Raw genomic sequence first — 14,321 nt, forward strand, 5'->3', positions numbered from 1 at the left:
CCTCACAAACCTCTCGCCGCCTGCGCCACCGCACGGAACAGCGCGCGACCCTTGTTCATGGTTTCCTGCCACTCGGCATCCGGATCGGAGTCGTAGACCACGCCACCACCCGCCTGCACGTACAGGTAACCGTCCTGGATGACCGCGGTGCGGATGGCAATGGCGGTATCGGCATCGCCGTTCCAACCGATGTAGCCGACCGCGCCGGAATAGACGTTGCGCTTGACCGGCTCCAGCTCGCGGATGATCTCCAGCGCGCGGATCTTCGGTGCGCCGCTGACGGTGCCGGCCGGGAAGGTCGCACGCATCACGTCGCTGTAGCTCAACCCGGCCTTCAAGGTGCCGGTGACCTCGCTGACGATATGCATGACATGGCTGTAGCGCTCGATCACGAACTGCTCGCCCACCTTGACCGTGCCCGGTTCGGCGACGCGGCCGACATCGTTGCGGCCGAGGTCGATCAGCATCACATGCTCGGCGCGCTCCTTGGGATCGGCCAGCAGTTCGACTTCCAGGGCCTTGTCCAGCTCCGGCGTGGCGCCGCGCGGGCGGGTGCCGGCGATCGGACGCACGGTGACGATGCCATCGCGCAGGCGCGCCAGGATTTCCGGCGAGGAGCCGACCACCTGGGTGCCGCCGACGTCGATGAAGTACATGTACGGCGACGGATTCAACGCACGCAGGGCGCGGTACACATCGATCGGCCGCGCACGGAACGGCACGCGCAGGCGCTGGCTCGGCACCACCTGGAAGATGTCGCCGGCGCGCACGTATTCCTGCGCCTTGCGCACCACCGCGTGGTACTGCTCGCGGGTGAAGGACGACTGGAAATCCTGCTCGTCGATGGCGTCGGACACCTGCGCCTGCGGGTAACCGGCACCGCCCTGGCGCAGCCGGTGCGCCAGTTCGTCGAGGCGCCGGTTGGCGCGCGCCCAGGCCTGCGGCTGCGACGGGTCGGCATGCACGATCAGGTACAGCCGGCCCTTGAGGTTGTCGAACACCGCCAGCTCTTCGGACAGCATCAGGTAGATGTCCGGCGTTCCGAGTTCATCGGGTTTGTCGCCCGCGCCCAGGTGCGGCTCGATGTACTGGATGCACTCGAAGCCGAACCAGCCGACCAGGCCGCCGGTGAAGCCCGGCAGGCCATCCAGCTGCGGCACCGAGTACTGCCTGCGCAGCACTTCCACCTCGGCCAGCGGGTCAGCCACCTCGCGGCGCTCGACGACTTCACCCAGCTCGCTCACTTCCAGCGTGTGCCCGCGGAAGCTGTAGATGCGTCGCGCCGGCAGGCCGATGATGGAATAACGGCCGAAGCGCTCGCCACCCTCGACCGATTCGAACAGATAGGTATGCGGGCCGTCGGCGAGCTTGAGGTAGACCGAGAGCGGCGTGTCCAGGTCGGACAGCACTTCGCGGACGACGGGAACGAAATTATGCGGGTGTGCGCTGTGGCCCTCAGTGGCCAGCTGCTGGAACTGCTCTTGCGTGATCAAGACGGCTTTCCTTCCGGGAATCGACGGTGGCGGTACGGACGACGGCAACGGGCCACCATCGCCACCAGCGGCGAGCGGAAGAAAGGGAACGCTTGGTCGTCAGAATGGGCACCGCGCAACTGTACCGCAAATGGGCCCCAGCGGGGGCCGCGGCACCCGGCGGGAACGCTTGCAGGGGCAACTGTCCGCGCCCGCCCGGGCGTGTGCGGCGCCCCACCACTGGCCTCAGGTCACGGCGGCGGGAGGCCGGCGCGGCAGATGCACGGTCACGCACAGCCCCGGGGCGCCGCCGGGGCCGGCGTCGCCATCGGACAGGACGACGCTGCCGCGGTGGCGGGCGACGATGGCCCGCACCAGGCTCAACCCCAGCCCGGTACCGGCCTGGCCGCGGTCGGCCTGCAGGCGCTCGAAACGGTCGAACACACGCTGGCGGTCGCCTTCGGGAATGCCGGGCCCCTGATCGCGGACGCTCAACTCGACCTGCCCGCCCGCGGCCGCCATGGCCAGGGTGACGGTACCGCCGGCCGGCCCGTACTTGAGCGCGTTGTCGAGCAGGTTCACCAGCAGCTGGAACAGCTGGTCCGGGTCGCCCGCCACCTGCAGTGGTGCGCCCACGACATGCAGGCGCATGCCGCGCTGGGCGGCGACCGGCTGGTAGAGCTCGGCCACGTCCTGGACCAACTGGTCCAGGTCGACCACGGTGGCATCGTCGGCAGTCGCCGGCTGTGCCTCGATCCGCGACAGCCGCAGCAGGGCGGAGAAGGACTGCAGCAGGCCGTCGGTTTCGGCCAGCCCGGCATCCAGCTCGGCGATCGCCACGGGCGAGGCGGCGATCGCCGGCACCTCGCGCATCGCGTCCAGCCGCGCGCGCAGGCGGCTCAGCGGCGTGCGCAGGTCATGGGCGATGTGATCGGTGGCATGGCGGACCGCATCGAGCAGCGCCTGTATCCGGTCCAGCATGCCGTTGAAGCGCAGCGCGACCCGGTCGAACGCATCGCCGCTGCCATCACTGTGCACGCGCAGGCCCATTTCACCGGCGGCCACACGTTCGGCCGTACGGTCGAGGTTGCCCAGCCGCCGCGCCACCCAGCGCGAGGTCCAGCGCCCGACCATCGCACCCATCACCGCCGCGGCCAGCAGTGCCGCCAACGCCGAGTGCAGGATCAGGCGCAGGAAGCCATCTTCCGAGCGCATGCGCAGGCCGGTGAGCAGGTACTGGCCGTTGTCCAGCACCTGCTGCTGCGCGATCACCCGCGGGGTGTCGTCGGAAGCCGCGTCGACGAACTGCAGCCAGCGCGCGCGCCCGGTCCAGCCGGGCACGTCGGCCAGGCTGCCGGCGATGACCTTGCCATGGCTGTCCAGCAGCATGTACACCATGTCCGGATCGTCCGGGGTGCCGATGCGCGCCTCCAGCTCTTCGCGCAGGCGCGCGTAGCCCGCATGCCGGTACAGATCGCGCAGCCCCGCCGCATCGGTGCGCACGACCTCGTGCGCGTCGCGCTCGAGCAGCGTCGACACCGCGGCATAGACGCCGGTGCCGAGCACGATGAACGACAACAGGAAGGCGACGGACACCGCCAGCGCCAGCCGCGAGGTGGTGGAGCGCGGCAGGCGCATCACCCGTCGAGCCGGTAACCGGCGCCGCGCACCGTATGCAGCAGCGTGCTGGCGAAGCCATGGTCGATCTTCTGCCGCAGGCGGCTGATGTGCACGTCGATCACGTTGGTCTGCGGATCGAAGTGGTAGTTCCACACCGCTTCCAGCAGCATCGTGCGGGTGACCACCCGGCCGGCGTTGCGCATCAGGTAGTCGAGCAGCATGAACTCGCGCGGCAGCAGCTCGATGGTACGGCCGGCGCGCGAGGCGGTGCGGCGCAGCAGGTCCAGCTCCAGGTCGGCCACCTGCAGCCGCGTCGATGGCGCGGCCGCCGGCGCCCCCGGGCCGCGCCGCGACAGGCCGTCGAGCCGAGCGCTGAGTTCGGCGAAGGCGAACGGCTTGACCAGGTAGTCGTCGGCACCGGCGCGCAGGCCCTCCACCCGGTGGTCGACATCGGCCAGCGCGGTCAGCAGCAGCACCGGCACCGTGTTGCCGGCGCCACGCAGCGTGCGCAGCACGGTGAGGCCGTCCAGGCCGGGAAGCATGCGGTCGAGCACGACCGCGGCATAGGCCTCGGTGGTGGCCATGAACAGGCCATCGCGGCCGTTGCCAACGCAATCCACGACGTGTCCGTCCTCGCGCAGCCCCTTGGCGATGAAAGCCGAAATCTGGGTATCGTCCTCGACGACCAGTATGCGCATGGCGGCTTGGCTGTGGCCTGATTGGGGGCAAGCATAGCGCCGCCACCGGTGGCGGCCGTCATGCCCGCGGTTGCCGCTCAGTGCGCGGGGCTGGCGGGGGAGCGGACCGTGGACGGCACGCGGCGTTCGCACTTGCCCAAGGCGCTGCGCTTGAGGCACCGCGGCGGCGGCCTGGCCCGTGCCGGCAGCGCCCCCGCGGCCGGGGCAGCAGCGATGGTGGGCACGGGACCGGCGGCCTGCGGCATTGCGCCGCCAAGCACGGCCATCACGACCAGCACCATCACGCGATACGGGCGATGGGTAGCGGTGTTCATTGCCCTGCCCTCCGTCACGGTGACCCGACCGGACGCAGGCCGATCACGCCGGCCGAAGGACCGGCGTGACCCTTCCGGGCCGGGGACTTACTTGCCGTCTGCCGGGGGGGCAGGCGTTGCCGGCTTGGCGGCGGCGGCGTGGTGATGGTGCTTCTTGGCGTGGTGTTTGGCGGCCGGGGCGGCGGCGGTCTTGGCAGCCGGCGCCATCTGCATGGCCGGGGCCGCCGGGGCCGCCGGGGTTGCAGGCGTGGCGGGGGTGGCCGGCGGGGTCGACTGGGCGGCGAACGCGGTGCCGGCCCCCAGGGCCAGGCCGACGGCGAGGAGCAGGGCGGAAGTCTTCATATGCGTGATCCTTGGGCGGGCTATGTCGGGAAGGTTCGGGAAGATGGCGTTTCCAACCATCGCCGACAGATTGCGCCGCGCCGGCTAACGGGAGCGTGGCGCACGCATGAACGCTCTGTAATGTGCGCCCGCCATGCAACGGCAACGCGATCGTCATCGCCGCGTCATCAAAGCCCCGGAACATGGAAGTCCATAGCAGGGACGATGGATGGAGGCAGGATCAGCCTCCCACGAATTCCCCCGGCCGTGGCGTCGCCGCCACGGCCTTTTTTTTTACTGCCGCAAGGCCGGCCCGGGACGTCCACCACGGACGGCGCCGGGAATCAGCCCTCGGCGAACCGCCGCAGCGCGTCGCCCTGCAGCCGGTACACGGTCCACTCGTCCTGCGGCAGCGCGCCGGCGGCGCGGTAGAAGTCGATCGCCGGCGTGTTCCAGTCCAGTACCGACCACTCGAAGCGGCCGCAGCCCTGCGCCACCGCCAGCCGCGCGATGTGCTGCAGCAGTGCCTTGCCCGCCCCGCAGCCGCGATGTTCCGGGCTGACGTACAGGTCTTCCAGGTAGATGCCGTTGCGGCCCAGCCAGGTGGAATAGTTGTAGAAATAGACCGCGTAGCCGATGGCCTGGCCGTCGCGCTCGCAGACCAGCGCCTGCGCTTTCGCGTCGGCCCCGAACAGGCTGGCGCGGATCCCGGCCTCGTCGGTCTGCACCGACGATTCGGCCCGTTCGTAGATCGCCAGCTCGCGGATGAAATGCAGGATCAGGCCCGCATCATCGGCGGTGGCCGGACGGATATGCAGGCCGGCGGCCATGCTCAACCCCGCGCCGCGGCGACGTTGGCGCGCATCTGCGCGATGACCTGCGCGTAGTCCGGGGCGTTGAAGATGGCCGAGCCTGCGACGAAGGCGTCGGCACCGGCGGCGGCGATCTGCCCGATGTTGTCGGCCTTCACGCCACCGTCCACTTCCAGGATCACCGGCTTGCCGAGCTTGTCGATCATCGCCCGCACCGCGCGCAGCTTCTCCAGGGTCGAGGGGATGAAGGCCTGGCCGCCGAAGCCGGGGTTGACCGACATCAGCAGCACCAGGTCCAGGTCCTCCAGCACCCAGTCCAGCACTTCCACCGGGGTCGCCGGGTTGAGCACCAGGCCGGCCTTGCAGCCGTGCGACCTGATCAGCTGGATGGTGCGGTGGACGTGCCGCGACGCTTCCGGGTGGAAGCTGATCAGGCTGGCGCCGGCCTCGGCGAAGTCCGGCACGATGCGGTCCACCGGCTCGACCATCAGGTGCACGTCGATCGGCGCGGTCACGCCATGCCTGCGCAGCGCCTGGCAGACCATCGGGCCGATGGTCAGGTTGGGCACGTAATGGTTGTCCATCACGTCGAAATGGACCCAGTCGGCACCGGCGGCGAGGACGGTGTCGACCTCCTCGCCGAGCCGGGCGAAATCGGCCGAGAGGATGGACGGGGCGATGATGCAGTTGGACATGACGGGGCCTTTCAGCGCTTGCGCAGGGTTTTGATGCGGTCGTAGGCGGCGTTGATCTGCCGGGCCTTCTTCTCGGCCTGGGCGCGCAGCTCGGGCGCGGCCCCGGCCAGTTTGTCGGGGTGGTACTGGGACATCAGGCGGCGGTAGGCCAGGTCGATCTCGGCGTCGCTGGCCTCGCGGGTGACGCCGAGTTCGCGGTAGGGCAGGTCCTTGCCGAGCCTGAACCAGTCGCTGTCGAACGCATGGCCCAGCAGCACGCCCACCACCGCGCCGAACAGCGGGTTGGGCCTGAACAGCAGGGCGCCGGCGATGAATCCCAGCAGTTTTCCGTACCAGCGCATGGGCAGGGCCGTGGCCTCGAAGATCGGACCCGCATTTTATGCCACAGCGGCCCCGGACGGCCTTACACTAGGCCGCCCGCCGTCCCGCCGCGGGCCCCCCGGGTCCTGTGCCGACGGCCTCATCGCCAAGTTCCAGGAGTGCCCGTGCCGACCACGCTGCTGCAATCCGATCTTCCCGGCCTGCCCTTGCGCCACCGCGGCAAGGTGCGCGATGTATTCGATATCCCGCGCGAACGCCTGCCGGCCGACACGCCTGCCGGCGATTACCTGCTCATCGTGGCCACCGACCGCCTGTCCGCGTTCGACGTGGTGCTGCCCGACCCGATCCCCGGCAAGGGCGAGATGCTGTGCCAGGTCTCCAATTTCTGGTTCGCCAAGACCGCGCACCTGATGCCCAACCACCTGACCGGCATCGACGTGGCCAGCGTGTTGCCGGAAGGCGTGGACCCGGCGCTGTACGCCCGGCGCGCGGTGGTGACCCGCAGGCTCAAGCCGGTGCCGGTGGAAGCCATCGCCCGCGGCTACCTGATCGGCAGCGGCTGGAAGGACTACCAGCGCACCGGCCAGGTCAGCGGCATCAAGCTGCCCGACGGCCTGCAGCAGGCGCAGAAGCTGCCCGAGCCGATCTTCACCCCGTCCACCAAGGCCGCGGTGGGCGACCATGACGAGAACATCGACTTCGACGCGATGGTCAAGTCGGTGGGCGCCGAGCTTGCCGAGAAAGTGCGCGACGCGACCCTGCGCATCTACAAGTTCGCCGCCGAGTACGCGGCCGAACGCGGCATCCTGCTGGCCGACACCAAGTTCGAGTTCGGCACCGACGCCGATGGCCGCCTGTACATCATGGACGAGATGCTGACCCCGGATTCCTCGCGCTACTGGCCGGCCGACGAGTACGCGGTCGGCACCAGCCCGCCGAGCTACGACAAGCAGTTCGTGCGCGACTACCTGGAAACGCTGGACTGGGACAAGACCGCCCCCGGGCCGGCGCTGCCGGCCGAGGTGATCTCGCGCACCCGCGACAAGTACGCCGAAGCCCTGCAGAAGCTGGCGGGCATCCACATAGACTGAGCACCGGCGCGCCCGCCCGGGCGCGCACCACAGGCCCTGCCGGGAGAAGAGGCAGCATGGACATGAGCGCCGCACGCCCCATCGACCGTTGGTTCGCCAGCTATTCCGGCGACCACCGCAACCCCGTCAACCAGGCCATCCACGTGGTCGCGGTACCGGCCATCCTGTGGTCGGTGGTCGCCCTGCTGTGGTGCGTCCCGCCGCTGCTGCCCTGGTTCCAGAACGGCATCTGGGCGGCGCTGGCGATGTTCGGCGCGTGGGCGTACTACAACCGCCTGTCGCGGCCACTGGGCATCGGCATGCTGATCCTGTTCTTCGTCGCCGGCTGCCTGTGCCGGCTGCTGGAGGACCGCATCGGCGTGCGCGGCCTGCTCTTCTCCGGTATCGGCGTGTTCGTGGTGGCCTGGATCGCGCAGTTCGTCGGCCACCATGTCGAAGGCCGCAGGCCCAGTTTCCTCACCGACCTGACCTACCTGCTGATCGGGCCGATCTGGGTACTGGCCAAGCTGTACCGGCAGTTCGGCTGGAAGTACTGAGCCGGCACAGCCGCCGCGGACGGCGCCGGCAAGGCGCCAGGCCCGGCATTACAGCCCGAACATGTCCCGGGTCGGGTTGAACGGGCGCGGGGCGTAGCCGAAGTCGCGCCGCGCCGGTGCGATATCGAACACCAGCGGTTCGCGCATGCGCGCCAGCGCCGCGGCGTTCATGCCACGCAGGCGACCGATGCCATGGGCTGCCGCCAACGCCCCGCGGAACAGCGGCGCCGGCACCCGCAGCAGGCGCGGTGGCGGCTGCAGCGAAGCCAGCACCCGCCGCACCATCTCCGCATAACCCAGGCGTTCACCACCACCGAGCGCATAGGCGCGGCCGGCGGTGGACGGGTGCCGCAGCACCTGCAGCGCGGCGTCGGCCAGGTCCTGCACGTGCACCGGCTGGCGCAGGCCATCGGCGCCAGCGGGCAGCACGAACAAGCCGGCGCGCGTGGCCAGCCGGGCGATCGCGGTGAGCGTGGCGTCACGCCCGGCGCCATAGACCAGGGTCGGGCGCAGCACCGTGGCCGCCACGCCGCGCGCGTGGGCAGCGGCGAACAGGGTGGCCTCGGCCTGGCGCAGGCGGTGGGCGACGTCGCGCTCGGCCGGTTCGCTCGAATCACCCTTGACCTCGACGCTGGTGGAGCCGAACGCGACCACCCGTGGCGCGGCGATGTCCGAGGCCTGGTACCAGCGCGCGAAGTGGTCGAGCGGGCCGCAGCTGAACACCGCATCGAACGGACCATCGTCCCGCCAGTGGCCGGACAGGTCGCCCTGCCGCCATACCAGCCCCGGTGCCGGCGCACGCGGCATGCGCGACACCGCGCTCACCTGCCAGCCCTGCGCCAGCAGGCCCGCCAGCAGCCGTTCGCCGATCTGTCCGCTGCCACCGAATACCAGTGCCCGTGGCGGCGTGTCCCGTTCGTATTGCCCTGCTTCCATCGTGGAAGCATAGGCGATGGGAGCGCGCCGGCGCCCGACCGATGCACGCGCGAGCGGCTGCCCGGCCCGGGGCGGCCCGGCGATGCCGGCCGCCATGCACCCCCGGGGCGGCAGCGGCCGGGGCTCGCGGGACGGGCGGCGACGCCGGGCGCGAACCCGAACGGCTCGTTCATCTACGGGGTTCCGGTGGCAAAAAAGCGCCTGCTAGACTGCAAAACCTGCTCGCGAATCCCGCATTCCCTGCATGACATCCGTTCTCCCCCTGCTGCTCGCGCTGCCATTCCTGATGGCCGCGCTCATCGCCCTGCATGGCCGCCTGTCGCGCACGGCCGCGGCATGGCTGGCCGGCGCCGCACCGTTGCTGGGCCTGGTACTGCTGGGAGCGATGACGCCGGCGGTGCTCGACGGCGCGGTGCTGCGCCAGAGCTGGCCCTGGCTGCCACAGATCGGGCTGGAAGCCACCCTGCGGCTGGACGGGCTGGCCTGGATGTTCGCAGGGCTGGTACTGGGCATCGGCGCGCTGGTGGTGCTGTACGCGCGCTACTACCTCTCCGCACAGGACAGCACGCGCCGCTTCTACAGCAGCCTGCTGCTGTTCATGGGCGCGATGCTGGGCATGGTGCTGTCCGGCAACCTGTTGCTGCTGATGGTGTTCTGGGAGCTGACCAGCATCAGCTCGTTCCTGCTGATCGGTTTCTGGTCGCACCGCCGCGACGCCCGCGAGGGCGCGCGCATGGCCTTCGTCATCACCGGCGGCGGCGGCCTGGCGCTGCTGGCCGGCGTGCTGCTGATCGGACGCATCGTCGGCAGCTTCGACCTGGACGTGGTGCTGGCCTCCGGCGACCTGATCCGCGGCAGCGCGCTGTACCCGTGGGCATTGCTGCTGGTGCTGGCCGGCATCTTCACCAAGAGCGCGCAGTTCCCGTTCCACTTCTGGCTGCCGCACGCGATGGCCGCGCCGACCCCGGTATCGGCCTACCTGCACTCGGCGACCATGGTGAAGGCCGGCGTGTTCCTGCTGGCGCGGCTGCACCCGGCGCTGGCCGGCAGCGAGCTGTTCTTCTACCTGGTCAGCGGCATCGGCGCCCTGACCCTGCTGGTCGGCGCCTGGAACGCGATCTTCCAGCATGACCTCAAGGGCCTGCTGGCCTACTCGACGATCTCGCACCTGGGCCTGATCACCCTGCTGTTCGGCCTGTCCACGCCGATGGCGGTGGTCGCCGGCGTGTTCCACATCCTCAACCACGCCACGTTCAAGGCCTCGCTGTTCATGGCCGCGGGCATCATCGACCACGAAACCGGCACCCGCGACATGCGCCGCCTCGGCGGCCTGCGCCGGCTGATGCCGATCACCAGCACGCTGGCGATCATCGCCTCGCTGGCGATGGCCGGCATCCCGCTGCTCAACGGCTTCCTGTCCAAGGAAATGCTGTTCGCCGAGGCGCTGGCCACCGGTGGCCCGCAGTGGATGCGCACGGCGATGAGCTCGGCGGCACTGCTGGCCGGCATCCTCGGCGTCGCCTACAGCCTGCGCTTCGTCCACGACACCTTCTTCGGCAGGGGCCCGGTCGACATCGAGGTGGTGCCGCATGAACCGCCGCGCTGGATGAAGGTACCGGTCGAGGTGCTGGTGCTGATCTGCCTGGCGGTCGGCATCGCCCCGGCACTGACCGTGGCGCCGGTACTGCACGCCGCCGCGCAGTCCATCCTCGGCGCCGCGATGCCCGCCTACAGCCTGTCGATCTGGCATGGCTTCAACCTGCCACTGGCGATGAGCGCGATCGGCGTGGCCGGTGGCATCGCGCTGTACTTCGGCCTGCGTCGCCACACCGACCTGTACGCGGCCCGCAACCGTGCCGTGGGCAAGCAGATGTTCCAGCGCGGCATGGACGCGCTGTTCGGGCTGGCCCAGCGCATCACCCACGCGCTGGCGGACGGCAGCCTGCAGCGGATGCTGCTGGCGCTGGTGCTGGTGGCGGTGATCGTGGCCGCCGCGCCCTATGCCGCCGCCCCGGCATGGCCGGCCTGGCCGGCGGCGCAGCCGATGCCGCTGCTGGGCTGGGTACTGTGGCTGGTGATGCTGGCCTGCGCGCTGGGCGGGCTGTTCCTGTACCGGCAGCGCCTGCTGGCGGTGATCGTGGTGGGCGGCAGCGGGTTGATGGTGGCGCTGGCCTTCGTTTTCCTGTCCGCGCCGGACCTGGCACTGACCCAGTTGATGGTGGAGATGGTGACCCTGGTGCTGATGCTGCTGGGCATGAATTACCTGCCGGCGCAGTCGCCACCCGAGCGCGCGCCGTGGCGCAAGCGCCGCGACGCGCTGATCGCGGTGGTCGCCGGCGGCGGCCTGGCCGCGCTGGCCTACGCGATGATGACCCTGCCGCCCAACACCGTGGCCGGCGAGATACTGCAGCGCGCACTGCCCGAGGCCTACGGCCGCAACGTGGTCAACGTGATCCTGGTCGACTTCCGCGGCTTCGATACCTTCGGCGAGATCACCGTGTTCGGTATCGCCGCGCTGGTGGTGCACGCGTTGCTGCGCCGCTCGCGCATGGCCCCCGAGCAGATCATGCCCGGCCCGCCGGTCAAGCTGCCGGTACCGGCCGACCTGGCGCAGATCATGTTCCCGCTCACCCTCACGGTGTCGATCTTCCTGTTCCTGCGCGGCCACAACGCGCCGGGCGGCGGCTTCATCGCCGGCCTGGTGCTGGCGGTGCCGCTGCTGATCCAGTACGTGATCCAGGGCACGGCGTCGGTCGAGTCGCGCTTCGGTTTCGACTACGTCCGCTGCATCGGCGTGGGCCTGCTGATCGCCGTGCTCAGCGGCATGGCGTCGATGCTGTTCGGCGTGCCGTTCCTGGCCAGTGGCCACCTCGACCTGCACCTGCCGCTGATCGGCGAGCTGCCGCTGGCCAGCGCCATGGGCTTCGACACCGGCGTGTACCTGGTGGTGTTCGGCGGGGTGATGCTGATCCTGTCGATGATGGGCACCGTCAAGCCGTCGCGCACGCGCAGCGCGCGCCATGGCGAGATCGACATCCACCGCCGTTCGGCACGCACCGGGGAGATGCACTGATGGAACTGGCCCTGGCGAGCGCGATCGGTGTACTTGCCGCGATCGGCGTGTACCTGCTGCTGCGCGCACGCAGCTTCGACGTCATCCTCGGCATGACCTTCCTGTCCTACGCCACCAACCTGCTGATCTTCAGCGCCGGGCGACTGGCCAGCGGCAAGCCACCGGTGCTCAGGGACGGCGTACCGCCGGACCTGGCGCACTACACCGACCCGCTGCCGCAGGCACTGGTGCTCACCGCCATCGTCATCGCCTTCGCCATGACCGCGGTCAGCATCGTGCTGGCGATACGCAGCCGCAGCGACAACCACAGCGACCACGTCGACGCGCACGAGCCGGACGACGGCCGCGAAGCCGGCAACGGGGGCGGCGCATGAACCACCTGCCGATCCTGCCGATCCTGGTGCCGCTGCTGGGCGCGGCGCTGTCGCTGTTCGTCGAGCACCGGCGCTACGGGCCGAAGGTCCAGCGCAGCGTGGCATGGGCCAGCATGCTGCTGCTGGCGCTGGTCGAAGTGCTGCTGATCGCCGCCACCAGCCAGGGCGAGACGATGGTGTACCTGCTCGGCGACTGGCCGGCGCGGCTGGGCATCGCCCTGGTCGCCGACCGCCTCGCCGGCTGGATGCTCGGCACCACGCTGCTGCTGGCCGCGGCCTGCCTGCTGCACGCCTGCACCGGCTGGGACCGCCGCGCGCCGCATTTCCACGCACTGTTCCAGTTCCAGCTTGTCGGCCTCAACGGCGCGTTCCTAACCGGCGACATCTTCAACCTGTTCGTGTTCTTCGAGGTGCTGCTGATCGCCTCCTATGGCCTGCTGCTGTCCGGCGGCCGCGGCCTGCGCCTGCGCATCGGCCTGCACTACGTGGTGTTCAACGTCTCGGCCTCGACCGTGTTCCTGGTCGCGCTGGGCATGCTCTACGCCACCCTGGGCTCGCTCAACATGGCCGAGATCGGCCAGCGCATCGCCGAGCTGCCGCCCTCGCACCTGAAGCTGGCCAAGGCCGCGCTGGGCCTGCTGCTGGTGGTGTTCTGCGCCAAGGCCGCGCTGTTGCCGCTGTACCTGTGGCTGCCCGAGTCGTATGCGCGCGCACCGGCGGCGGTGGCGGCGCTGTTCGTGATCATGACCAAGGTCGGCCTGTACGCGGTGCTGCGGGTGGGCACGCTGTGGTTCGGCGAGGGCGCCGGCGCACTGGCCGGTTATGGCGCCGACTGGCTGCTGTGGGCCGGCATCGGCACGCTGCTGCTGGGCGCGCTGGGCGCGCTGGCGGCGACCCGGCTGCGGGTGCAGGTGGCCTACCTGGTGGTGGTCTCGGCGGCAACGCTGTTCATCGCCTTCGCGCTGGGCAACGCCGGCACGATCTCGGCCGGGCTGTACTACCTGCCGCACAGCACCTTCACCGCGGCGGCCCTGTTCCTGGTCGCCGACCTGATCCGCCGCCGCCGCTGGCGCGCCGGCGAACGCGGCGAGCGCGACCTGGCCGCGGCGCTGCCGGGCAAGACCGTGCCCGGCCTGCTGTTCCTGGTCGGCGCGGTGGCGGTGGCCGGGCTGCCGCCACTGGCCGGCTTCCTCGCCAAGGCCGCGCTGCTGTCGGCGGTGCCGGACGCGCATACCGGAGTGGTATGGGCGGCGGTCCTCGGCAGCAGCCTGCTGGTGATCATCGGCCTGGTGCGCAGCGGCATCCGCCTGTTCTGGCACGTGCCCGGCGAGGACGACGCGCCACCGCCGCCCGAGGGCGAGGTGCCGACGCGGCCGTTCGAGACCGCCGCCACCGGCGCGCTGCTGGTCTGCGCACTGGCGATGAGCGTGTTCGCCGCGCCGCTGATGCGGCAGACCGACGCCATCGCAGCGCAGCTGCTGGCGCCGCAGCAGTACCTGCATGACGTACGCGGCACCACGCCGCAGTCGAGGCAGCCATGAGCGCGCGCCGGCCCCTGCTGCGGCGGCTGTTCCCGTCGCCGGTACTGTCGATCACCGTGGTCGCGTTCTGGCTGGTGATGTCCGCCAGCTTCGACCTCGGCCAGCTGCTGCTGGGCATGCTGCTGGGCGTGGTGGTGCCACTGTTCGCCGCGCGCCTTGACCGCGAGTTCGCCCGCATCGGCACGCTGCGGCCGCTGCCGCGGCTGGCATGCGTGGTGCTGTGGGACATCCTGCTGTCCAACTTCCGCGTCGCCGTCCAGGTCCTGGGACCGGAACGCAGGCTCACCCCGGGGTTCATCTGGGTGCCGCTGGACATCGGCAACATCCACGGCATCGCCGCGCTGACCAGCCTGATCACCCTCACCCCGGGCACGGTGTCCTCGGCACTGTCCGACGACCGTCGCTACCTGCTGGTGCATGTGCTGCACCTGGAGGACCCGCAGGCCCTGATCGACGAGATCAAGTCCCGCTACGAAGCCCCGCTGATGGAGATCTTCCCGTGACCGGACTCCTGGTT

At 70.3% G+C, this 14,321-nt stretch carries 15 protein-coding genes; 6 read left to right on the forward strand and 9 right to left on the reverse strand.

Features of this window, described 5'->3' with window-relative positions; genetic code table 11:
• Nucleotides 1-2 precede the first annotated feature (2 nt).
• The 8 genes from trpE to ABB33_RS19220 all read right to left on the reverse strand — a co-directional run bounded on the left by trpE (nt 3) and on the right by ABB33_RS19220 (nt 6,273).
• Nucleotides 3-1,493: an anthranilate synthase component I gene (trpE, locus tag ABB33_RS16575; RefSeq protein ID WP_056932816.1), complete on the reverse strand. Its 1,491-nt coding sequence runs from the start codon at nt 1,491-1,493 to the stop codon at nt 3-5.
• A 225-nt stretch (nt 1,494-1,718) separates the two neighbouring features.
• Complete coding sequence (locus tag ABB33_RS16580; RefSeq protein ID WP_056932817.1) at nt 1,719-3,110, reverse strand: sensor histidine kinase; 1,392 nt, start codon at nt 3,108-3,110, stop codon at nt 1,719-1,721.
• A complete protein-coding gene (locus ABB33_RS16585) occupies nt 3,110-3,790 on the reverse strand; it encodes a winged helix-turn-helix domain-containing protein (RefSeq protein WP_056932818.1) in 681 nt (226 codons plus the stop codon). Before ABB33_RS16585 ends, ABB33_RS16580 begins: the two co-directional genes overlap by 1 nt.
• Nucleotides 3,791-3,867: 77 nt before the next feature.
• On the reverse strand, nt 3,868-4,104 hold the full coding sequence (locus tag ABB33_RS16590) for a hypothetical protein (protein ID WP_152985136.1): 237 nt from the start codon (nt 4,102-4,104) through the stop codon (nt 3,868-3,870).
• An 87-nt stretch (nt 4,105-4,191) separates the two neighbouring features.
• A complete protein-coding gene (locus tag ABB33_RS16595; RefSeq protein WP_056932820.1) occupies nt 4,192-4,446 on the reverse strand; it encodes a hypothetical protein in 255 nt (84 codons plus the stop codon).
• A gap of 323 nt (nt 4,447-4,769) precedes the next feature.
• The gene (locus ABB33_RS16600; RefSeq protein WP_054667848.1) at nt 4,770-5,255 is read right to left on the reverse strand and encodes a GNAT family N-acetyltransferase; all 486 of its coding nucleotides are present in this window, start codon (nt 5,253-5,255) and stop codon (nt 4,770-4,772) included.
• Nucleotides 5,256-5,257: 2 nt separating this feature from the next.
• Nucleotides 5,258-5,932 carry a ribulose-phosphate 3-epimerase gene (rpe, locus tag ABB33_RS16605; RefSeq protein WP_054667849.1) on the reverse strand — a complete coding sequence of 225 codons (675 nt, stop codon included), beginning with the start codon at nt 5,930-5,932 and terminating at the stop codon, nt 5,258-5,260.
• 11 nt (nt 5,933-5,943) lie between these two features.
• The gene (locus tag ABB33_RS19220; RefSeq protein ID WP_054667851.1) at nt 5,944-6,273 is read right to left on the reverse strand and encodes a J domain-containing protein; all 330 of its coding nucleotides are present in this window, start codon (nt 6,271-6,273) and stop codon (nt 5,944-5,946) included.
• 144 nt (nt 6,274-6,417) lie between these two features.
• Between ABB33_RS19220 and ABB33_RS16615 the strand changes: the two genes are divergently transcribed.
• Both ABB33_RS16615 and ABB33_RS16620 read left to right on the forward strand, forming a co-directional pair.
• Nucleotides 6,418-7,344, forward strand: coding sequence for a phosphoribosylaminoimidazolesuccinocarboxamide synthase (locus ABB33_RS16615; protein ID WP_056932821.1), 927 nt, complete (start codon nt 6,418-6,420; stop codon nt 7,342-7,344).
• A gap of 56 nt (nt 7,345-7,400) precedes the next feature.
• Nucleotides 7,401-7,880: an Mpo1 family 2-hydroxy fatty acid dioxygenase gene (locus ABB33_RS16620; protein ID WP_054667855.1), complete on the forward strand. Its 480-nt coding sequence runs from the start codon at nt 7,401-7,403 to the stop codon at nt 7,878-7,880.
• 48 nt (nt 7,881-7,928) lie between these two features.
• On the opposite strand, the gene ABB33_RS16625 is transcribed toward ABB33_RS16620, so the two are convergent.
• Nucleotides 7,929-8,816, reverse strand: a complete 888-nt coding sequence (locus tag ABB33_RS16625) for an NAD-dependent epimerase/dehydratase family protein (RefSeq protein WP_056932822.1) — start codon at nt 8,814-8,816, stop codon at nt 7,929-7,931.
• Nucleotides 8,817-9,060: 244 nt separating this feature from the next.
• Here ABB33_RS16625 and ABB33_RS16630 point away from each other — a divergent pair, with 244 nt between their 5' ends.
• From ABB33_RS16630 to ABB33_RS16645, 4 genes are read left to right on the forward strand one after another with little or no spacing between them, the layout of a single operon-like run.
• Nucleotides 9,061-11,889 (forward strand): monovalent cation/H+ antiporter subunit A, encoded by a 2,829-nt coding sequence (locus tag ABB33_RS16630; protein WP_056932823.1) that lies wholly within the window; start codon nt 9,061-9,063, stop codon nt 11,887-11,889.
• The gene (locus tag ABB33_RS16635; protein WP_054667859.1) at nt 11,889-12,263 is read left to right on the forward strand and encodes a Na+/H+ antiporter subunit C; all 375 of its coding nucleotides are present in this window, start codon (nt 11,889-11,891) and stop codon (nt 12,261-12,263) included. The genes ABB33_RS16630 and ABB33_RS16635 overlap by 1 nt, the downstream gene beginning before the upstream one ends.
• Entirely contained in the window at nt 12,260-13,804 is a 1,545-nt protein-coding gene (locus ABB33_RS16640; RefSeq protein WP_056932824.1) for a monovalent cation/H+ antiporter subunit D, read from the forward strand. The genes ABB33_RS16635 and ABB33_RS16640 overlap by 4 nt, the downstream gene beginning before the upstream one ends.
• A complete protein-coding gene (locus ABB33_RS16645; protein ID WP_054667862.1) occupies nt 13,801-14,307 on the forward strand; it encodes a Na+/H+ antiporter subunit E in 507 nt (168 codons plus the stop codon). Before ABB33_RS16640 ends, ABB33_RS16645 begins: the two co-directional genes overlap by 4 nt.
• Nucleotides 14,308-14,321 lie beyond the last annotated feature (14 nt).

This window comes from Stenotrophomonas acidaminiphila (assembly GCF_001431595.1).
Lineage (GTDB): Bacteria > Pseudomonadota > Gammaproteobacteria > Xanthomonadales > Xanthomonadaceae > Stenotrophomonas > Stenotrophomonas acidaminiphila.